At 63.8% G+C, this 19,549-nt stretch carries 17 protein-coding genes; 4 read left to right on the top strand and 13 right to left on the bottom strand.

Going from position 1 to position 19,549, the window contains the following annotated elements; all coding sequences use genetic code 11:
• Positions 1-26: 26 nt before the first annotated feature.
• The 3 genes from IVA88_RS26045 to IVA88_RS26055 all read right to left on the bottom strand — a co-directional run bounded on the left by IVA88_RS26045 (position 27) and on the right by IVA88_RS26055 (position 2,666).
• The gene (locus IVA88_RS26045) at positions 27-1,793 is read right to left on the bottom strand and encodes an adenylate/guanylate cyclase domain-containing protein (RefSeq protein ID WP_247500005.1); all 1,767 of its coding nucleotides are present in this window, start codon (positions 1,791-1,793) and stop codon (positions 27-29) included.
• 88 nt (positions 1,794-1,881) lie between these two features.
• Complete coding sequence (locus IVA88_RS26050) at positions 1,882-2,154, bottom strand: DUF2312 domain-containing protein (RefSeq protein ID WP_007596286.1); 273 nt, start codon at positions 2,152-2,154, stop codon at positions 1,882-1,884.
• Between the two features lie 209 nt (positions 2,155-2,363).
• The gene (locus tag IVA88_RS26055) at positions 2,364-2,666 is read right to left on the bottom strand and encodes a DUF1244 domain-containing protein (protein ID WP_247500006.1); all 303 of its coding nucleotides are present in this window, start codon (positions 2,664-2,666) and stop codon (positions 2,364-2,366) included.
• A 179-nt stretch (positions 2,667-2,845) separates the two neighbouring features.
• Between IVA88_RS26055 and IVA88_RS26060 the strand changes: the two genes are divergently transcribed.
• Together IVA88_RS26060 and pyk are read left to right on the top strand one after the other, a co-directional pair.
• Positions 2,846-3,439: a DUF1036 domain-containing protein gene (locus tag IVA88_RS26060; protein WP_247500007.1), complete on the top strand. Its 594-nt coding sequence runs from the start codon at positions 2,846-2,848 to the stop codon at positions 3,437-3,439.
• Positions 3,436-4,872, top strand: coding sequence for a pyruvate kinase (pyk, locus tag IVA88_RS26065; RefSeq protein ID WP_247500008.1), 1,437 nt, complete (start codon positions 3,436-3,438; stop codon positions 4,870-4,872). The genes IVA88_RS26060 and pyk overlap by 4 nt, the downstream gene beginning before the upstream one ends.
• Before the next feature lie 148 nt (positions 4,873-5,020).
• Here the strand turns inward: pyk and IVA88_RS26070 are convergent, their stop codons facing one another.
• A complete protein-coding gene (locus tag IVA88_RS26070; RefSeq protein ID WP_247500009.1) occupies positions 5,021-5,701 on the bottom strand; it encodes a TetR/AcrR family transcriptional regulator in 681 nt (226 codons plus the stop codon).
• A gap of 268 nt (positions 5,702-5,969) precedes the next feature.
• Between IVA88_RS26070 and IVA88_RS26075 the strand changes: the two genes are divergently transcribed.
• Complete coding sequence (locus tag IVA88_RS26075; protein ID WP_247500010.1) at positions 5,970-6,953, top strand: phosphatase PAP2 family protein; 984 nt, start codon at positions 5,970-5,972, stop codon at positions 6,951-6,953.
• A 233-nt stretch (positions 6,954-7,186) separates the two neighbouring features.
• On the opposite strand, the gene IVA88_RS26080 is transcribed toward IVA88_RS26075, so the two are convergent.
• Positions 7,187-7,351: a Flp family type IVb pilin gene (locus tag IVA88_RS26080; RefSeq protein WP_247500011.1), complete on the bottom strand. Its 165-nt coding sequence runs from the start codon at positions 7,349-7,351 to the stop codon at positions 7,187-7,189.
• Between the two features lie 297 nt (positions 7,352-7,648).
• Between IVA88_RS26080 and IVA88_RS26085 the strand changes: the two genes are divergently transcribed.
• Positions 7,649-9,139: a hypothetical protein gene (locus tag IVA88_RS26085; RefSeq protein ID WP_247500012.1), complete on the top strand. Its 1,491-nt coding sequence runs from the start codon at positions 7,649-7,651 to the stop codon at positions 9,137-9,139.
• Between the two features lie 325 nt (positions 9,140-9,464).
• On the opposite strand, the gene IVA88_RS26090 is transcribed toward IVA88_RS26085, so the two are convergent.
• From IVA88_RS26090 to IVA88_RS26125, 8 genes are all read right to left on the bottom strand, one after another.
• Positions 9,465-9,959 (bottom strand): ABC transporter substrate-binding protein, encoded by a 495-nt coding sequence (locus tag IVA88_RS26090; protein ID WP_346657636.1) that lies wholly within the window; start codon positions 9,957-9,959, stop codon positions 9,465-9,467.
• Positions 9,960-10,157: 198 nt separating this feature from the next.
• Positions 10,158-10,679, bottom strand: a complete 522-nt coding sequence (locus IVA88_RS26095; RefSeq protein ID WP_247500013.1) for a DUF2867 domain-containing protein — start codon at positions 10,677-10,679, stop codon at positions 10,158-10,160.
• Between the two features lie 88 nt (positions 10,680-10,767).
• On the bottom strand, positions 10,768-12,690 hold the full coding sequence (gene ftsH / locus IVA88_RS26100; RefSeq protein ID WP_247500014.1) for an ATP-dependent zinc metalloprotease FtsH: 1,923 nt from the start codon (positions 12,688-12,690) through the stop codon (positions 10,768-10,770).
• Positions 12,691-12,979: 289 nt separating this feature from the next.
• Complete coding sequence (gene tilS, locus IVA88_RS26105) at positions 12,980-14,035, bottom strand: tRNA lysidine(34) synthetase TilS (RefSeq protein ID WP_247500015.1); 1,056 nt, start codon at positions 14,033-14,035, stop codon at positions 12,980-12,982.
• 76 nt (positions 14,036-14,111) lie between these two features.
• Positions 14,112-15,170 carry a tol-pal system protein YbgF gene (ybgF, locus tag IVA88_RS26110; protein ID WP_247500016.1) on the bottom strand — a complete coding sequence of 353 codons (1,059 nt, stop codon included), beginning with the start codon at positions 15,168-15,170 and terminating at the stop codon, positions 14,112-14,114.
• 186 nt (positions 15,171-15,356) lie between these two features.
• Positions 15,357-15,845, bottom strand: coding sequence for a peptidoglycan-associated lipoprotein Pal (pal, locus tag IVA88_RS26115; RefSeq protein ID WP_026232595.1), 489 nt, complete (start codon positions 15,843-15,845; stop codon positions 15,357-15,359).
• A gap of 267 nt (positions 15,846-16,112) precedes the next feature.
• Positions 16,113-16,847 carry a hypothetical protein gene (locus tag IVA88_RS26120; protein WP_247500017.1) on the bottom strand — a complete coding sequence of 245 codons (735 nt, stop codon included), beginning with the start codon at positions 16,845-16,847 and terminating at the stop codon, positions 16,113-16,115.
• Positions 16,848-16,995: 148 nt separating this feature from the next.
• Positions 16,996-19,326: an EAL domain-containing protein gene (locus IVA88_RS26125; RefSeq protein WP_247500018.1), complete on the bottom strand. Its 2,331-nt coding sequence runs from the start codon at positions 19,324-19,326 to the stop codon at positions 16,996-16,998.
• Positions 19,327-19,549 lie beyond the last annotated feature (223 nt).

Here is a 19,549-nt window from a genome sequence, read left to right on the forward strand (position 1 = left end):
CTCATTCTCGTTCCAGCTCGTAGCAATTATGCCGGCAGACCCGCCCTGATAAGGCCGGCTTCGTGGCGCTGACGATCGATTTCGCGCTTGTAGTGCAGGGTTGCAAGATGCGCTGCCACCGAAAACCCTGGCTCGCGTTTCAGAACCTCAGCGGCGTGAGCGCCAGCCGCGACGGCATTACACATCTGCGCGAAGGTCGCGGCAAGGAACGCGTGATGGGTATAGTCCGGTCGCGTGATCCTCGAAAATGCCTCAACAGCATCGGCGTATTTCTCAGCACAATAATAAGCGCGACCGAGATGGCTCCAGAATCGCTCAGGGTGATGAGGGTTGAGGCGCATCGCCTTCCTGATCCAGTCGATGCCCTCTTCAGGCAGGCCCAGCCAGGTCAGGAGCTCTCCCTGCTGCACGACGATCAGATCGTAGTTCGGGTTGAGGGCCAGCGCGCGCTCCTGATGATAGGTGGCTTTTCCATAATCGTGGCGTGTCAGATTGAGCGCGGCGAGGATGCGGTGCACATCCGCATCATTGTCGTCGAGTGACAGCGCGATCTCGAGTTCAGAAGCCACCTGCTCGAAGGTCGCGTCGCGATCAGCGCACCAGCCGTAGATCCAGCACTGGCCTAGCACACAAGCCTTCCAGGCGTGAGCGTGGGCGTAGTTCGGATCCATCGCCAGCGCCCGGTTGAGCAGTATCTGCGCCTGCGTGTTGTCCTCGCGTGTTGACCGATGATGCAGGAGCTTTGCAGCCAGCACGCATTCGTAGGCCCGCATGTTCTCCGTCGGCTTGCGCTTGGTGCGGTCATGCGCCGCCGCTTCCACGCGGCCAGGCAACGTGGCGACGATTGCGCGGGTCATCTCGTCCTGGATCGCGAAGATATCCTGTAGCTCGCGATCGTAGCGTTCGGCCCAGATATGGCGGTCGGTTTCGGCGTCGATTAGCTGCACGGTGACGCGGACGCGGCCCCCGGCTTTCCGCACGCTGCCCTCGATGACATAATCGACTCCGAACTCACGGCCGATGTCCTGGACCTTTACGGCCTTGCCTTTGTAGACGAAGGTCGAGTTTCGGGAGATGACGAGCAGCTCGTGGAAGCGTGAGAGCTCGGTGATGATGTCTTCCGTCAGACCGTCAGCGAAGAACTCCTGTTCCGGGTCGCCGCTCATGTTGGCAAACGGCAGCACGGCGATGGATGGCTTCTTTGAGACGATCGATGACGTGGCAGCAACCTTCATCGCATCGGGCAGGCTTGCAGGCCCCTCCGCCAGCCGAATGCGGAAGACGCGGATCGGGCGGGCGATATTCTTGACGTTCTGCTCGCCTAAATCGTCGAATTGAACTCCGTCCAGCCGATCGCCGACCTGATCGCGCACCGCGCCTGAAACGCAAATTCCTCCAGGCTCGGCGAGCGCCTCCAGTCGCGCCGCGACGTTGACCCCGTCACCAAAAATGTCGTTTTGATCGACGATCACATCGCCCAGATTGATGCCAATGCGGAATTGTATCCATCGGGGCGGCGGGACATCAGCATTGCGGCGCGCCATGCGGCGCTGAACCTCGGTGGCACATAGCACGGCGTCAACGACGCTGTGGAATTCGGCGAGCATGCCGTCCCCCGTCGTCTTGATGATGATGCCGCGATTTTTGGAAATGGCCGGATCGATGAGCTCGACCCGATGGGTCTTGAGGCGCGCGAGCGTGCCTGCCTCGTCGACCTCCATGAGCCGGCTAAAGCCGACCATATCGGCAGCGAGGACCGCAGCGAGCCTGCGCTCTGGTCCCGGCACATCCATCGCTCGGTCCCTTCACCGAGCACCTTAGCAGACGACGAGGCATTTCCCAAGCCGGATGGGCCTGCAGCCGGCCTTCGGGGAAGATACCTCAGATCATCCCCAGGGCTTGCATGTAGGTCTCGAGGATCGTCTCGGCCTCGGCGCGCTCGTTCGGGTCCTGCTTGCGCATGCGCACGATGGTGCGCAGCGCCTTGACGTCGTAGCCGTTGCCCTTGGCCTCGGCGAAGACGTCGCGGATGTCGTCGGAGATCGCCTTCTTCTCTTCCTCCAGCCGCTCGATGCGCTCGATGATGGACTTGAGCTGGTCCTTGGCAAATTTCGTCGCGGGCTCGTCGTCGCGAACGGCGGCGGAGGTGGCCATCTTGGTACTCCCAATGGAACTGGCAAAACGAGGTGACGCCGGTATGTCACCGCGCGTGCTGGTTAGACCCTTAGGGTTCGTACCTCTCGCGTTCAAGGCAGCATCGCGCTCGTCCACAGCGCGCCCACACATTCCTGCGGCGCGTCGAAGAAAGCTGTTGTGTGATGCGACTCAAGGGGCACCGCACAGCAAGCTGCCGGCAAGGCCGTTCAGTGCCCGGGATGAACCTTCTTCATGGCATCGAGCTGCTCGGGCGTGGCCGCGCCCTGGTATTTCGACTTCCAGGTCTCGTAGGGCATGCCGTAGACGGCTTCCCGGCTCTCGTCCTTGCTCAAGGGAACGCCTTTGGCGTCGGCGGCGTCCTTGAGCCAGTTGGACAGGCAGTTGCGGCAGAAACCAGCGAGATTCATCAGGTCGATGTTCTGGACGTCCGTCCGCGTCTTCAAATGGTCGAGCAGGCGCCGGAAAGCGGCAGCCTCGAGTTCCGTTCTGGTTTTGTCGTCGATTGCCATGGCTGGATCCCTCGGCTTACGAAATTGGCTCTGACCCCGATGGGGTCACCCTTACGAGATCAGGTGGGGCGTGTCACAGATTTTGCCATATCGCGGCGCAAACGGGCGCGAAGCCGGCTTTGGGGCAGTTCCCGGGCCCAACGCCAAATCGTCAATGATCTGATATAGCTTCCGCGACAATGATCGCCGAATCTCCCCGCTCCCCCCTCTGCCTGCTCGCCCGGTTGGTCCCGGTGCTGGTGGTTGGCCTGCTGTGCTTCTGGGCCAGCCCGGCCTCCGCCGATTTCCGGCTCTGCAACAACACATCGAGCCGGGTCGGCATCGCGCTCGGCTACAAGGATGCCGAGGGCTGGACCACCGAGGGTTGGTGGAACATCTCGTCCCGTTCCTGCGAGACGCTGCTGCGCGGAACGCTGGTCGCCCGCTTCTACTACATCTACGCCATCGACTATGACCGCGGCGGCGAATGGTCGGGCCAGGCCTTCATGTGCTCGCGCGACAAGGAGTTCACCATCCGCGGCACCGAGGATTGCCTCGCGCGCGGCTATGACCGGACCGGCTATTTCGAGGTCGATACCGGCGAGCAGCGGGCCTGGACGGTGCAGCTCACCGACGCCAACGAGCAGCCGTCAAAGCAGCAGCGCGTGCCGGGCATGCCCGGCCCCGTCGGTCCGGGGGTTCCGGGTTTGCCCAATGGCCCGCCCGGTGGTACGCCCCCCGCCGCGCCTGGCCTCTCGCCAGCTCCCTCGCCCCCGTCTGGAAATAAGCCATGAGGCGTCTTCGCCGTATCAAGATACTCGCGACCCTGGGCCCCGCCTCTTCGGACCTCGCGATGATCCGCCGCCTGTTCGAGGCCGGCGCCGACCTGTTCCGCATCAACATGAGCCACACCCCGCATGACAAGATGCGGGAACTGGTGGCAACGATTCGCAATGTCGAGAGCAGCTACGGCCGGCCGATCGGCATTCTGGTCGATCTCCAGGGGCCGAAGCTCCGGCTCGGCGCCTTCGCCGAAGGCGCGGTCCAGCTCCAGAACGGCCAGACCTTCACGCTGGATTCCGACAAAGCGCCGGGCGACACCACCCGCGTCCAGCTCCCGCATCCGGAGATCCTGGCCGCGCTGCGGCCGGGCCATTCGCTGCTGCTCGACGACGGCAAGGTGCGGCTGATCGCCGAGGAGACCACGAAGGAGCACGCGGTGACCCGCGTCGTGGTCGGCGGCCGGATGTCCGACCGCAAGGGCGTCAGCCTGCCCGACACCGACCTGCCAGTCTCGGCGATGACGCCGAAGGACCGCGCCGACCTCGAGGCGGCGCTGGTCACCGGTGTCGACTGGATCGCGCTGTCCTTTGTGCAGCGCGCCGACGACGTGATCGAGGCCAAGAAGATGATCCGCGGCCGCGCCGCGGTGATGGCCAAGATCGAAAAGCCGCAGGCGATCGATCGCCTCGCCGACATCATCGACGCCTCCGACGCCCTGATGGTGGCGCGCGGCGACCTCGGCGTCGAACTGCCGCTGGAACGCGTGCCGAGTCTGCAGAAGCAGATGACGCGCATGGCGCGGCGGGCCGGCAAGCCGGTGGTGATCGCGACCCAGATGCTGGAATCGATGATCCAGTCGCCGGTGCCGACCCGCGCCGAAGTCTCAGACGTCGCCACCGCCGTCTACGAAGGCGCCGACGCCATCATGCTGTCGGCGGAATCGGCGGCCGGCAAATTCCCCGTCGAGGCCGTCTCGACCATGAACCGCATCGGCGAGGAGGTCGAGCGCGACCCGATCTATCGCTCCGTCATCACCGCGCAGCGCCCCGCTCCGGAATCCACCGCCGGCGATGCCATCGCGGACGCCGCGCGGCAGATCGCCGAAACGCTCGACCTTCCGGCCCTGATCTGCTGGACCAGCTCGGGATCGACCGCCGTGCGCGTGGCGCGCGAGCGGCCGAAGCCGCCGATCGTGGCGATCACGCCGAACGTCGCGGCGGGCCGCCGGCTGTCGGTCGTCTGGGGCGTCCATTGCGTGGTGGCGGACGATGCGCGCGACCAGGACGACATGGTGAGCCGCGCCGGCCAGATCGCATTCCGGGACGGCTTCGTCCGGGCCGGCCAGCGCGTGATCATCGTCGCCGGCGTGCCGCTCGGGATCCCCGGCACCACCAACATGGTGCGCATCGCCTCGGTCGGCCCCGAGGGCGAAGCGAATATCTAGCTCCGCCGGCACGCGGCAAACAAAAAGTCGAAAACAACCCCATGCACAGTAGCCGGCTGGTCCGGCGAATGCGCTGAGGTTTCTCGAAAAGGCGAGCTCAAGCAACGGCCTGGGCGGGATCAGGCCCCACGTCGATCAGGCGGGCGTTTTAAGCCCCAACCAGCGCCTTCGCCGCCGGCAGCAGCGTCTGCTGCACGACGAGACCCCTGGCGCGGGCGTCCATGACGCCGACCGCGCGGAGCGCCAGCAGCGTCACGGTCTGCACGGCGTCGCGCATCCTGGCGGGATCTTCGAGATTATCCGGTGCGAGCGGTCCGACCAGAGCCTCATGCAGCGCGCCGAGCAGCGCGGTGGCGGCGAGCGCCGTGTCCTGCGCCGGCAGGTGGCCAGCACGCACGGCGGCGTCGATCCGCGAGGCCATCTCACCCGCGATCTCGCGCCGGCTGGCGAGGCGCGAGGCGCTGACATCGACATCGACCGGCTCGGCCAGGATGCCCCAGGCCAGCCTGCGCTGCGACAGGCTGTGGACCGCCACCGTGGTCACGGCCGCTGCCAGCGCCGAGGACGGTCCCGGCGCGGCATCGGCTGCTCGCCGGATCGCCGTGAGCTCGTCGCGGGAGACTTCGGCGATCAATTCGGAAATCAACTCGGCCTTCGAGGGGAAGTAGCGGTAGACCGTACCCGCAGCGACGCCGGCACGAATCGCGACCGGCGCAATCTGCACTGCCGCCATCCCGCCTTCCGCCGCCGCCTCCCGCGCAGCCGCCAGTATCGCACTGCGCCGGGCCGCAAGGCGCTTCACCACTTGATGCGTCCGCCGATAAACCATGGCGCGCTTCCTGTCCCACACGCCGGCCGCACACTCTGCGGCCGAACGCTTCGTCACTGATGTCGCAAATCGCCCCGCAAGGACTGAACAACTATTCAGAGTGGATGACAAGGTACAAATGCATGAAGCGTCACGGCAAAAAAGCGCGAGCTCAAACAGCTAAAAACGCCGCGAACCGGGTTGGTGAAGAGGTAACCACGATCGTTACCGCCATCTTAAACCTGCAGCGCGACTGTGCCGCGGTATTGCGATCCTAACTCGGTGCAGCATGGTCGACACGGACGCCCGGACCGCCTGGCAGCTCTTCCACTTGAACTGGATTCCCATCGCAGCAATGGGCAGTCTGCTGGCGCTCGGCCTGCCCTTCACCGGCCTGAGCCTCGAACCCGTCGCCTGCGTCGTGACGTTGGCGATCGCTGCGGTCCTGGTCGCGCTCGCCTATGGCCACCGCATCGTCAAAGGCGAGCTTGCCGACCCGAAGCTGGTATTTTCGCTCGGCACGATCGGACAGATCATTATCACCTGCGTCCTCGTCGGACCGCTCAGCTATGTCGCGGGCAAGCTGAACTGGCCGCTGCAGGACCAGGCGCTGCTTGCGATCGACCGGGCGTTCGGCCTCGACCCCGAACCGATCGCGCGATACGTCAACGACCATCCCTGGCTGGCGGACTGTCTCGCTCGCGGATACGGGTTGATCAAATTGCCGCTGCTCGGCATCCCCGTCGTGCTGGCACTGACGGCGCGCTATGTGCGGCTGCAAGTGTTCGTGCTCGCGATGAGCCTCGCGCTCGCGGTCACCATCGCGATCTCCGCCGTCGTTCCCGCGATCGGCACCTATTGGGGGCTGCAACTGTCCGCCGCACATTTTCCCGAAATCAGCACCGCGGTCTATGCCGGACAGTTGCGCGACATCCTCGCACTTCGCGACGGCAGCCTGCACGAGCTCCGGCTGTTCTTCCTCTCCGGCATCGTCTCGTTTCCGAGCTTCCACGCCGCATCCGGCGTGCTCTACATGTGGGCGCTGTGGCCGGTGCGCGGCCTCGGCGGCGTCGCGGCCGCGCTCAATCTCCTGATGATCGCGGCGACACCGGTGATCGGCGCGCATTACATCATCGACGTCGCCGGCGGCATCGCAGTCGCCGCAGCGTCGATCTGGGCGGCGAAATTCTATCTCGAATGGCACGGCCGCGCGTCGCGAATTGCTGCCGCGCCTGCTCCCTCGCCGGTCTGGCAGACCGGCCTCGCGGAGTGACGGGCGGCAATTTGCCGTAAGGTGGGCACGTAACGCTGTGCCCACCAGCCATTTCGATGTCTAATATTCTCGACGGTGGGCGCGCTTCCGCCTGCGCTCGTGGAGCTGCGGCAGACGCTTTGCGCACCCCACAAGCTTGCCAAAGCTTCACGACCTGCCATCCGGAAATCGTCCGCCAAAAGAAGAGAGCCCCGTCAAGGACGGGGCTCTCTAAATTCGCTATTCGTCCGGGCTTACTTGAGGCCGGTCGAAATCGATGTGAACTTGCCGTTCAACGTGACGCCCAGGTTATTGACGACAGTGATGATCGCCAGCGCGATGCCGGCGGCGATCAGACCGTATTCGATAGCGGTGGCGCCGGATTCATCCTTCAGGAAACAGGCAACGAGGTTCTTCATAGACAGCTCCAAAAATACACGAGGCTACAACTGATCTGGTCTTTTTGGCTTCCCAGCGCCGCTTGACCATGGAACCAAACGTAGTGGCAAAGAATTGCGCCGCAGTTAATTCGACTGCGGAAACACAAAGCGGTTTGCGTGTATTCGCTGATGGTAAACCGAAATCTAAAACGATCCGTTAAATTGTCGAGACATCAAACCGGCCCGCCTGTGCCGGTTTACCCGAAGTTATGACCACCGTGGTCCAATCTCGCCCGCTCGGCAACCCGACAAAAAACAACTGGACGACGAGGCGGCATGTCCTTTTCCTTTGCCAACAGCATCGCGGTGCAGAGCCGTGCGCGAGCTCTGGTGCCGCTGTGCGTTGGTGCGGGCGCCTATCTCTTCTTCGTGTATGTCGGCGATACGCTGCTTCAGGACTCCGACTCGTTCTGGCAGATCAAGATCGGACAATGGATCCTCGATCACCACGCGCTTCCCTACACGGACTTCTATTCCTTCACCCGGCCGGGAGCGCCCTGGGTTTCGACCTCATGGCTGTCGCAGGTGCTGTTCGCCCTGTCCTATGCGCAATGGGACTGGGCCGGCCCCGTGATCCTCACCGCGCTTGCCGTCGCATTGTCGACGGCGATCCTGGTCGACCTGCTCGAGGCTCATCTGGAAATTCCGCGCGCGGTCCTGTTCGCGATGTTCGCGGTCTTGCTGTCGCTGCACCACATTCTGGCGCGGCCGCACGTTCTGGCACTGCCCGTGATGATCGCGTGGGTCGGCATGCTGATGGCCGCAGCCGACCGCAAGGGCGCCCCGTCATGGTACTGGCTGCCGCTGATATCATTGTGGTCGAACCTGCACGGCGGCTTCGTGCTGGGCCTGGCGCTGATCGGCCCGATGTCTTTCGTGGCACTCTGGGGCATGGAGTCCGGCAAGCAGGTCCGGCTGCTGTGGCGCTGGTTCCTGTTCGGTGTTGCGGCACTCGCTGCAAGCTGCGTCACCCCCTATGGATGGCGCACATTGCTCGGCGCGACCAACATCCTCAATCTCGGCGAGCTGCTGACGGTCATCTCCGAATGGTCACCCGCGAACTTCGCGTCCTTCAACGCATTCGAAGGCGCGCTGTTCGGCCTGATCGCGATCGGGCTTTATCGCGGCCTGACGCTCTCGCCGCCGCGTATTCTTCTGATCCTGCTTCTGACCTGGATGGCGCTCACCCATGTCAGGAGCATCGAGGCCTTCGCCTTCCTGGTGCCGCTGGTGCTGGCCAAGCCGCTCGGCGAACGGTCTGCGCTGCCGCAGCCTGGCATGCAGGGCACGCAAGACAGCGAGAGCTGGGCGGCCCGCTACGTCACCGTAACGGGCGCGCTGATGATCGTGTTGGCCGGCTGGACCTCGACGTCACTTTACATGTCACATCACCGCTTCACCTTCACGATGGACCAGACACCGGTTGCCGCCGTCGACCTGCTCGAGAAACGAAAGGCCCGGCGCATCTTCAACGCCTACCAGTTCGGCGGCTATCTGATCTCGCGCGACATCCCGGTCTTCATCGATGGCCGCGCCGAGCTATACGGCGAAACCTTCGTCATGGACGTCTTCAAGGCCGTGGAGCTCAAGAAGCTCGACCATCTGACGCGACTGCTCGAGGAGTACAAGATCGACGCCACGCTCATGGTTGCGGACACGCCGGCCGCCCAGGTGCTGGACCACATCAAGGGCTGGAAGCGGCTCTATGCGGACAATATCGCGGTGATCCATGTACGGGACGATGCAGCTGCAACGCGATCGAAGTGAGAACGTCGCTCCAGGGCAGGAATTATAGATGAGATGTTCGCTTCCAGGTGTGATGCAAACTTGAGCCGGCGCTCTGGCCGCTTCGCCGGTTGACCCGATTTCGTCGAAAAGGCCCATAGCCGACACGCCAAGGCGAGTTGACCTACTCCGCTCGCGGGGGCGTAGGGACATGGCATGCGTTCGCTGATCGGATGTATCAGCACACCCCAGCGCGTTGAACCAAATACGAGTCGGCTGTCCACGGTCAAACCCTCCCCAATCGGGAGAGACGATCAGGGTTCTGGAGTCGCACTGGCTCGATCAACAGCTGATCCCTCGTCGATTATCAATTGCTCGTCTGCAATTCGCCGAAGCGCTTCCAGCTCTTGCCGTTCGCCAGCGCATAGCGCGCATAGAGCCGTGCCTCGTAACGGAACGGCGCCTGCACGCCCATTGTCGCCTGCGGATATTGCGCGACGTCGGCGAATTTCGAGGCGCCGGAGCCGATGAAGAGCTGTGGCACGTTCTTGGACTGGAGATATTTCGCGATCGCCGCGTTGTAGGCGGTGCCGATCGAGGAGAAGATCAGCGCGACCTCGTCGCTCTCCACCAGCCTGCGGGTCTGCTCGACCGATTTCGGCGGCGCATAGCTGTCGTCGAGCGAGATCAGATTGACCTTGCGGCCATTGATGCCACCCTTCTCGTTCAGCATCTTGAAGTAGCCGACCTCGCCCCTGCCGAACGCCGACACCGACCCGCTATAGGGCATGGTCTGGCCGATCCTGATTTCGGTCGCGGTGACGCGGCGCATTCCGGCAGCCATCGCGGCGGCAGGCAGCATCAGACAAGCGACGGCGCCCAGCGCCGCCAACCGCCGTGACGAAACGCATCAGCTTCCCTCCCCTGTGTCGTCAGCCGCGCTTTAAGTGCGCACGGAGCGGCCGGTATTGCGTTCCGGCGCTTGGAAACATGCCATGGCGCCCGGGTCCCAACCCTAATCATGAAGGTTCGGACGCAGGGGACACGCGGTTTCGGCCCGCTATAGCCGCTTCGCCACCACCGCATTGGCCAGCAACGACTGAACGCCGGTCCGGTGGAACGGCACGATGAAGAACAGATAGATCTTGCCGGCAAGGTTGTGCACCGAGCAGATCGTCGAGACGACAACGCTCTCCGCATCGCCATCCCTCACTCGAAGCACCGAGAGTCTGAAATCGAGGTGCTTGTTGTTACGGCCCGCGACAATCTCATTATCGCCAATGAAGAAAATCGGCCACGGTCCGATCTTGTCGCCGACGCTGTAGCTGGCGCGCACCGCAGGCTTGAGAATTTCGGCGATCGTCGGCGCTTCCAGCCCAAAACATCTGGCAATGGCATTGCGGGTGATCAGCAACGCCTTCATCCAACGCGGCGTATGGCCGAACAACGCAAAAAAGATTTCGGCGATTGTCAGCCCTCGACGCGCCAGCGGCACGCGGTACGAATCGTGAAAATAGGCTTTGCTGATCGCATCCTTGCCCAGCGCGCTCGTGGGCGGAAGTTCGCATTCGACCACGTGCATGCCGGTCCCCTGTCAAGCGGGCGTCCATAACAGAACGGGCGCTGATGCGCCCGTTCCTAACTCAGTGCGATAGATGATAACCCGGCGGTTACGCCTGCGGCTGTGGCTCCAGGCCGGGATCCGGATCGGGCCGCGGGCGCGACTTGCCGGCCGGCGGCACGGCGGAAGCGCGCGGCGTGGTCGGCTCGAGCACGGATTCGCGGTTCGGCTTCTTGCCCTTGAGCAGGTCGATGATCTCGTCGCCGGAGAGCGTCTCGAACTCGAGCAGGCCCTTGGCGAGAGCTTCGAGATCGGCGCGCTTCTCGGTCAGAATACGCGTCGCTTCGTTGTAGCCCTCTTCGACGAAACGCCGGATCTCGTTGTCGATCTTCTGAACCGTCGCTTCCGATGCGTTCTGGGTGCGCGACACCGACATGCCCAGGAAAACCTCGTCCTGGTTCTCGCCATAGGACACGGTGCCAAGGGCCTCGGACAGACCCCAGCGCGTCACCATCATGCGCGCCAGACGCGTCGCCTGCTCGATGTCGGACGACGCACCCGAAGTCACCTTCTCGCGGCCGAAGATCAACTCCTCGGCGACGCGGCCACCCATCATGATGGCAAGGCGCGAGGTCATCTGCTCCAGTGACATCGAGAGCTTGTCGCGCTCGGGCAGCTGCATGACCATACCCAGCGCACGACCGCGCGGAATGATGGTGGCCTTGTGGATCGGGTCGGTCGCGACGACGTTGAGGCCAACGATGGCGTGGCCGCCCTCGTGATAGGCCGTCAGCAGCTTCTCTTCCTCGGTCATGACGAGCGACTTGCGCTCGGCGCCCATCATCACCTTGTCCTTGGCTTCCTCGAACTCGGACTGCGTCACCATCCGCTTGTTACGGCGAGCGGCGGTGAGCGCGGCTTCGTTGACGAGGTTCATCAGGTCGGCACCGGAGAAGCCCGGGGTGCCGCGCGCGATGGTCTTGAGGTTGATATCCGGCGCCAGCGGCACCTTGCGGACGTGAACCTTCAGGATCTGCTCGCGGCCGACGACGTCCGGGTTCGGCACCACGACCTGACGGTCGAAGCGGCCGGGACGCAGCAGCGCGGGATCGAGCACGTCGGGACGGTTGGTCGCGGCGATCAGGATCACGCCCTCGTTGGCCTCGAAGCCGTCCATCTCGACCAGCAACTGGTTCAGCGTCTGCTCGCGCTCGTCATTGCCGCCGCCGAGGCCGGCGCCACGGTGACGACCGACGGCGTCGATTTCGTCGATGAAGATGATGCAGGGCGCGTTCTTCTTGGCCTGCTCGAACATGTCGCGGACGCGGCTTGCGCCGACGCCGACGAACATCTCGACAAAGTCAGAACCCGAAATGGTGAAGAACGGCACATTGGCTTCGCCCGCGACCGCACGCGCGATCAGGGTCTTACCGGTGCCAGGGGGGCCGACCAGCAGCACGCCGCGCGGAATGCGGCCGCCGAGGCGCTGGAATTTGCCGGGGTCGCGCAGGAATTCGACGATCTCCTGGAGGTCCTGCTTGGCTTCGTCGACGCCGGCGACGTCCTCGAAGGTGACGCGGCCATGCGCTTCCGTGAGCATCTTGGCGCGCGACTTGCCGAAGCCCATCGCCTTGCCGGCGCCGCCCTGCATCTGCCGCGACAGGAAGATCCACACGCCGATCAGCGCGATGAAGGGCAGCCAGGAGACCAGCAGCGAGACGAACCACGGCACGTTGTCGCCGGGCGGCTTCGCGGTGATCTGCACCTTGCTGTCATAGAGGCGCTTCACAAGCGTCGGATCGCTCGGCGCATAGGTCTGGAAGCTCGAGCCGTTGGTGAAGGTGCCGTGAATGTCCGGCCCCTGAATGACGACGTCGCGCACATTGCCGCGGTCAACCTCGCTCAACAGCTGGGAGAAGGCGATGTCCTGCGAGGAGGCGCGCTGACCCGGATTCTGGAAGAGCGTGAACAACGCCAACAGCAGCAGGACAATGATGACCCAGAGGGCGAAATTGCGCAGATTGGCGTTCATCGATCTTCCTTCGTGGTCGCGCGGATCGCGGCCTGAGCCTTGGGCAGTTATTTGGGCAGCGCGAGGAAACCCCAAGGAATCCTCTCGGTTAGACGCATATAATCTAGGTGTCTAATCTAGGTGTCGCTCCGGTCGCTGCCAAGGGAACGAGATGGGACTATTTAGCCCATCTTAGTCCGATTCCCGCTGAAATAATGGCGCCCGGATCCGGGTTTTTCCTGCCTGGTTAAGGTGTCCTGACGGCGCGGTCGCCAAACGAGCCGGTGCCATGATCCGCCCTTCTCCACCCTTATCCACCCTTGCGCCGTCGGGCAGGCGCCGCCGCGACGCGGATACGGCCCCCGGCGAGGCTGATCAAGGCTCCTGCAAGCGTCTGCTTCAGGGCAGGCCGGCCATTTGCGGGTGCGCGGGGACGTGCGGCAATGGCCTGATCGAGCGCGGCCAAGAGGGATTCGACCTTGCCGAGTTCCGCCGGCCCCTCATGGCCGAAAGCGTTAATGGCCCGCAGCAGGAGCCGCAGCCGGACCTCCTCCGGCAGGACGGCAAAGCTCGCTGCATCGAAGCTTCGACCGCCCGCCTGCGGCGCATCGCCGCGATCCCGCAAACGGAGGAAGCGCTCGGCTCCATCGGCCAGCACCTCGACGGCCGCATTGGCACGCGCCAGCCTTGCCGCGAGCCGAGCCAGGCTGCGGGCATCGCCGCCCTCGGCCGCGAGCTGCGGCAACAGCGCACGCAGCCGCGGCCGGGTGAAGTCGGTGTTGCGGTTGGTGGGATCGTCGACAAAGCCGATCTTCGCCCGCTTCAAGGTCGCGATCAGCTGCGACTTCGGAACATCGAGCAGCGGACGCGCAAGGACAACGCCGTCGCGCTCCGTGAGACGGGCCATCGCCGACAGCCCGGCAAGTCCGCTGCCGCGGACGAGCCGCATCAGCAGGGTCTCGGCCTGGTCGTCGCGGGTGTGGGCAGTCAGCACATGGCTCGCACCGGCGGCACGCGCGGCCTGTACAAGCAGGCGGTAGCGAGCTTCGCGCGCGGCGGCCGGCAGTCCCCTCTTCGGCTTGGCCCCGCGCCAGCGCATGGTCCGGTGCGGCAAGCCAAGCGCGGCAGCCAGCCGCTTGACCTCGCGCGCCTCGCGCGCCGCTTCGGGGCGCAAGCCGTGGTCGATGGTGACGACGGTGAGGCGCGGGCCGCGCGCGAGGCTGCGGTGCCAGCGCGCCGCAAGCCACATGAGCGCGACCGAGTCGGGCCCGCCGGAGACCGCGAGCAAGAGTCCCTGCGCGCCTTTCAGGCCGGCGAAGAGGCGCTTGGCCTCACGCGCCGAGATCGGTGAGTTGTCCTCTGACATGACGCTGCAATCGTCCGCGGATGGGCCGACTGTTTAGCCCAGCACCATCCGTCTTGTCAGGATCGATCGCAGCAGATCAGCACTTCACCCGCTTCTGCTCGCGGTCCACTGCGGCTTTAACACCGGCGGACGCGCGCGGATATTTGCGGCCGACTTCGCCGAAGGCGGCGCAGGCGGCCTCCTTCTCCTTCAGCGCGGCCAGCGACTGCCCGAGCCGCAGCAGGGCGTCCGGCGCCTTGCCGGATTTGTCGTATTTGGTGGTGACGGCGAGAAAGGCTTCCGCGGAGTCGCGATATTGCTGGCGCTGGAAATAGCTCTCGCCAAGCCAGTATTGCGCGTCGCCGAGCAGCGGGTCGCTCGGATATTTCTGCGAGAAATTCTTCATGGTCTGCTCGGCCAGCGCATAGTCCTTGCGCTGCATGTAGCCGATGCCGAGGTCGAACTCGTCGCGCGGGGTTGCCGAGGGCGGCAGGGTCGCAAGGCCTGTGCCGCCTGACGGTGCGGGAGCGCCGGATTGGGCCGGCGGGTAGCCGGGCTGCGCGGCCTGGGGGGCGGCCGCTTGCGGATAGCGGGCGCCGTTGTTGGCAAGATCGAGCGGTTCGCCGGCGCCACGGCCACCGGGCGCGCCGGCAGGAGCGCCTGCCGGCATCGGCTGCTGCCCGCCGCCGAGCGCGCGCGGCGCACCCGGCGCATTCGGGCTCTGGTTCGGGTCAAAGGCATCGCCGCGGCGGCGCGTGCCCGGCGCACCGGGCGCAGTCTGCTCCTGAACGATCGGCGCGGGAGCGGCGATCTGCGGCTGCTCGTAATTCGGCTGGGTCGTTTGCTGCTGCGGCTGCTGCTGGCGATGGGCCGGCGCGGCTTGCGCGGGCGGCATGGCCGCGACATTGGGCTGGACCGGCGCTTGGCCGGGCGCACCTTGCGCGCCGCCCTCGAGCGCTCGCAGCCGCTCTTCGAGCTGGCGGTTGCGATATTGCAGCTCTTCGTTCTGGCCGGTGAGCTGGCGCAGCTGGTTCTCCAGCCGCTCGATCCGCATCTCGGGATCGGGATCATCCGACTGTGCGAGGGCGGGCGAGCACAAAGAGAGCAGCGCGGCGATCGCCACGGTGCCGGTGAAGACCTTAATTCTGGATGACATCTTGCCCTGACGACGAAAGCGAAATGGCCTGCGACCGAACACTCGGCGCGCCACACATTGAAGGGGAGTACGCCAAAACTTTGACTGCAACAAACGGGTTTCTGTCACAGATTGCTGAAACGAAACCGGCGCCCGAGAGGGCGCCGGCATCATCGGTTCCTGAAGATGAACGGCGCCTGACTGACGTCAGGAGCTCGCGTTCAGCACGGTGACGGCGCGGCGGTTCTGCGACCAGCAGGAGATGTCGTTACAGACGGCGACCGGCCGCTCCTTGCCGTAGGAGATCGTGCGCATGCGGTTCGGATCGATGCCGCGCGAGGCGAGGAACGAACGCACCGACTGGGCGCGGCGGGCGCCGAGCGCGATGTTGTATTCGCGGGTGCCGCGTTCGTCGGCATGACCTTCGACGGTGAAGCTGTAGCGCGGATAGCTCTGGAGCCACTGCGCCTGCTTCTCCAGGGTCACGATCGCCTGCGGGGTCAGATCGGTCTGGTCGCTTTCGAAGAACACGCGGTCGCCGACATTGACGACGAAGTCCTGCTGGCTGCCCGGCGTCGCCGCGTTGGCCATCGCATCCGTGGCAGAGTTCTTGTTGGCGCAGGCGCCCATCGACAACGCGACGGCAAGCACCGCGGCCAGCTTCAATCCCTGGAGGATACGCATAGGATGTTTCATTCCGGAGCCTCCACGCTCACGTTTCGTCCACTGCTGTCCGGTCTACAGGGGGTTGGTTAAGCGAACGTTCCGTCAACCTTGATGGAACCTTGCCACAGCCGGTCAAATGCCCCCAACCAGCGAAAAGCAACCGTCATGGTTAATGGGTTGTAAATGTGGCGCGAGGGTGAAGGCAAGCCGCGTGATCGACTAAAAGGCAGGGTTTCGCCCGGGGGCGGCCGCCGGCGAGCCGCGGCCGAATAAGTAGCGATCTTCGGGGTCGAGGGCTCAGGCCTGCGCGACGGCGGCACCTGCAACAAGAACCGGCCGGACCGCGGCCTTTCGTTGGCTGCCGCGTTCGAACAGCATACGCCTCTCGAACGCGCTCGAACGCATGATCGGGAAGCGCGTCAGTATCCTTTCGCGGACCTTGGGGTATTCAGACGCCATCAGGACAGCCTTCTTCGTCGGCCAGCCCGGAAACGAACGCGGTTCGGTGAGGGTCTCGGAAAGGAACACGCGCCGGTAGAACGCCTGATGATCGATCCGCACCATCGAAAGTCCGACATCGGCGTTGAAGTGTTCGCAGGCAACGAAGGGTAGCCGCACGGTCAAATACGGCAGTTCCGGGAAGCGCTGCTGCATTTCGGGGTCAGCAACAAATCGACATGGATCGACGAAAACCTCGCCCCGGTCGAGGCGAGGATGCAGGACGTCACCGAAAACCTCGGTCGTATACGACATCCGCCATTCGGACGTGAGAACGTGGATTCGGACGGAGCTGCAGAGTTCGTCGTCAACGTAGACACCGAAGTTCCAGACGTTGGGCGCGTCGTCGAAACGGTCGGTCACCCGCTCTGACTCGGACGGTGGTATCAGACCCGCCTGCAAATAAGCGCGGTAGCGCATCAGGTGGAGGCGATCTTTGTCCTCCGCAGTTTCGATGAGACGATAGTCGATACGCTCGAACAGCGCGGCTCCGCGTGGGAGAAGCCCAGTCTGCGGTTCGGACCCGGACTTCATCTGTAACCTCTACGCTGCAATCAACCTGTGCGAGTGCGAGATTAATAGTTCCTTAACGAAATTGCAAAGGCTTAGAAATGTTAGGGTTAACCTTTGCACCCGTAGAAATGCGGGACGCAGACGGTGTCAAAGATCGATGGAGGAATCGTCAGGCGATGGATCGCGATGCCGCGGCCATCTGATCCTTGCCCTGCCGATGCCCATGCGAAGCATTAAGCAGCTGGCGAATCCGCACGGCCGGAACGGGCCGGCTGAACAGGTAGCCTTGAGCTTCGCTTACCGTGCCATCGGCACTGATGAGCTCGAGTTGCTCGTTCGTCTCGATGCCCTCGACCACGACTGCCATGCCGAGATCGGCCGACAGCCGCGCCACGCCGCGCAGCAGCGTCAGCGGCCGATCGGTATCGATGCCTTCGAGGAAGGAGCGGTCGATCTTCACCTTCTGCATCGGGAAATTGTGCAAATAGCTGAGGCTGGAATAGCCGGTGCCGAAATCATCCAGCGAAATGCGCACGCCGAGCGCATGCAGTTGCGACAGGATGTCGTGCGTGAGCTGGGTGTTACGCAACAGCGAGGATTCGGTGATCTCGATCTCCAGCCGGTGCGCCGGGAGCCCTGAAACTTCCAGTGCGTAGCGGATTTCACTGAGCACGTCGCGCTGATGGAATTGCTGCGGTGAGAAGTTGACGGCGACGCTGACCCCTTCGGGCCATTTCATGCATTCCACACAGGCCCGGCGCAGGATCCAGCGGCCGAGATCGACGATCAGACCCATGTCCTCGGCGACGGGGATGATGTCGATGGGCGAAACCGTGCCCCGCACTGGATGATTCCAGCGCAGCAGCGCCTCGCAGGTGGTGACCTTGCCGGACTTCAGATTGACCAGCGGCTGGTAAAACAGCTCGAACTCCTCGCTGGCCAGCGCCTTACGCAGGTCGAGTTCGAGGGTGCGGCGGGCCTCGACAGTCGCGGCCATCTCGTCGCGGAAGAAGCAGAAGGTGCCGCGACCGTCCGCCTTGGCGCGGTACAGCGCCATGTCGGCGTTCTTGAGCAGCGTGTCGGCCCTGATGCCGTCCCCGGGCGAGGTCAGCGCGATGCCGACGCTGGCACCGATCTCGACCAGGTGATTGTCGATGCGGTAGCGCTCGCTCAGTCGCTCTACGATGCGGCGGGCGAGACTCGCGGCGTCATCGGCCGCACTGATGTTCTGCTGGAATACGACGAACTCGTCGCCGCCGAACCGGGCGACGTAGTCTTCGGGGCGCAGCATCTCGCGCAGGCGGTTGGCGACCGCGCACAGAAGCTGGTCGCCGCAGGGGTGACCGAGCGTGTCGTTGACCTGCTTGAACTGGTCGAGATCGACGAAGAGCAGAGCCGACAGACGCTCCGAATGCTGCGCGACAGCGAGCAACCGCTCGATCTCGTCGCGAAAGCTGACTCGGTTGGGCAGCGCGGTGAGATCGTCATATCGCGCGAGATGGCTGATCCTGGCCTGGGCATTGCGCCGCTCCGTAACGTCCTCGAGCAGCACCACCGCGCCGCCGTCAGCCATTGGCTGCACGGTCCAAGCCAGTGAGCGGTTCCTCTGGGGATCGGGATCGACGGTGATAACTTCCTTTGCCTGCGAGGTTTCGATGTCGGCAATGATCAACTCACCGCTGGCACCCGAAATCGATCCCGCTTCGACGCAGGCCGCGACGACATCGCGCGCGCTCGTGCTGCTCTGTGCGAAATCCTGAGCGAGGTTCATCATCGCGGCAAAGCGATGGTTCATCACCGCGAGCTGGCCGTCGGCGCCAAACATGCAGAGCCCGTGCGGCATGTTGTTGAGGGCCGTGTCGAACTGGCCGGCGAGCGCCGCTTCGCGCTCGCGCGCAACAACGGCCCGCAAGAATATCCGGTGCAGATTGGCCGAGAGCCGCATGACGGACAAAAGAAACGCGGCGCACACGAAGGACATCGCGATGTAATAGGGGGTGCCGTGCAGCGCCAGGGCGACCACGGCCGGTCCAAATATCAGGGTTGCCTGCAAACGAAATATAGATTGCCGCCCGTAGGCTCTCCCCGCTCCACCCGCCACGATTCCAGTGGTGACCGAGAGAGCGATCATGTGAGCGATGGCGTCGTCATTGCTCAAGAGGCTTGTGGAACACCATAGCCCCATCACAGCGGCCTGGATCAGCGCTCCGATCTGGTAGCGCTGCTGCCAGCGCGCGGCTTGTTCGGCGGTCAGGACCGATTTTTGAGCTTGGTAACGGCTCAAATCGAAGGCCCGTATAGCTCCGGCCAGAATGAGAAGCGGGACAAAACCCCAGATCAGCGTTTGTCCAGTTTTGAGCGCAGTCAGGGACGCCGCGAACGCCGAGAAGACGATGCCGGTGAGCACCGTGCCGGGAGCCTCGAACAACGAATCGGTCAACGCCGCCGAAATCGTCGGCGTGGCCTGTTCGGGTTCTCCGCTCTTGCTGTCAAACTGCATATGGTCTGTACGCGCGTCCTATCTGGAGCGCAGTTTTACCGATCCGGTATGAAGTCTTTCTGAGGGAACATCGTTAAAGTCGAGTTGTTTTGAGCGACAGATAATCGAAATATATCAATAGAAACAAAGTCATGGGAAAATTTTGCCGAGCACAACCTTAAAGAACAATTATCGCGGAGAAACATCTCCCAAACTTTTCGAAAAAGGCGCGCGGTCAAATGAT

Origin of the sequence: Bradyrhizobium sp. 149 (assembly GCF_023073915.1) — a bacterium.
In the GTDB taxonomy this organism is placed as follows: domain Bacteria; phylum Pseudomonadota; class Alphaproteobacteria; order Rhizobiales; family Xanthobacteraceae; genus Bradyrhizobium.

Coding starts and splice junctions, on each gene's coding strand:
- IVA88_RS26045 (WP_247500005.1), bottom strand. CDS start 1,793: ATGGATGTGCCGGGACCAGAGCGCAGGCTCGCTGCGGTCCTCGCTGCC.
- IVA88_RS26050 (WP_007596286.1), bottom strand. CDS start 2,154: ATGGCCACCTCCGCCGCCGTTCGCGACGACGAGCCCGCGACGAAATTT.
- IVA88_RS26055 (WP_247500006.1), bottom strand. CDS start 2,666: ATGGCAATCGACGACAAAACCAGAACGGAACTCGAGGCTGCCGCTTTC.
- IVA88_RS26060 (WP_247500007.1), top strand. CDS start 2,846: ATGATCGCCGAATCTCCCCGCTCCCCCCTCTGCCTGCTCGCCCGGTTG.
- pyk (WP_247500008.1), top strand. CDS start 3,436: ATGAGGCGTCTTCGCCGTATCAAGATACTCGCGACCCTGGGCCCCGCC.
- IVA88_RS26070 (WP_247500009.1), bottom strand. CDS start 5,701: ATGGTTTATCGGCGGACGCATCAAGTGGTGAAGCGCCTTGCGGCCCGG.
- IVA88_RS26075 (WP_247500010.1), top strand. CDS start 5,970: ATGGTCGACACGGACGCCCGGACCGCCTGGCAGCTCTTCCACTTGAAC.
- IVA88_RS26080 (WP_247500011.1), bottom strand. CDS start 7,351: ATGAAGAACCTCGTTGCCTGTTTCCTGAAGGATGAATCCGGCGCCACC.
- IVA88_RS26085 (WP_247500012.1), top strand. CDS start 7,649: ATGTCCTTTTCCTTTGCCAACAGCATCGCGGTGCAGAGCCGTGCGCGA.
- IVA88_RS26090 (WP_346657636.1), bottom strand. CDS start 9,959: ATGCTGCCTGCCGCCGCGATGGCTGCCGGAATGCGCCGCGTCACCGCG.
- IVA88_RS26095 (WP_247500013.1), bottom strand. CDS start 10,679: ATGCACGTGGTCGAATGCGAACTTCCGCCCACGAGCGCGCTGGGCAAG.
- ftsH (WP_247500014.1), bottom strand. CDS start 12,690: ATGAACGCCAATCTGCGCAATTTCGCCCTCTGGGTCATCATTGTCCTG.
- tilS (WP_247500015.1), bottom strand. CDS start 14,035: ATGTCAGAGGACAACTCACCGATCTCGGCGCGTGAGGCCAAGCGCCTC.
- ybgF (WP_247500016.1), bottom strand. CDS start 15,170: ATGTCATCCAGAATTAAGGTCTTCACCGGCACCGTGGCGATCGCCGCG.
- pal (WP_026232595.1), bottom strand. CDS start 15,845: ATGAAACATCCTATGCGTATCCTCCAGGGATTGAAGCTGGCCGCGGTG.
- IVA88_RS26120 (WP_247500017.1), bottom strand. CDS start 16,847: ATGAAGTCCGGGTCCGAACCGCAGACTGGGCTTCTCCCACGCGGAGCC.
- IVA88_RS26125 (WP_247500018.1), bottom strand. CDS start 19,326: ATGCAGTTTGACAGCAAGAGCGGAGAACCCGAACAGGCCACGCCGACG.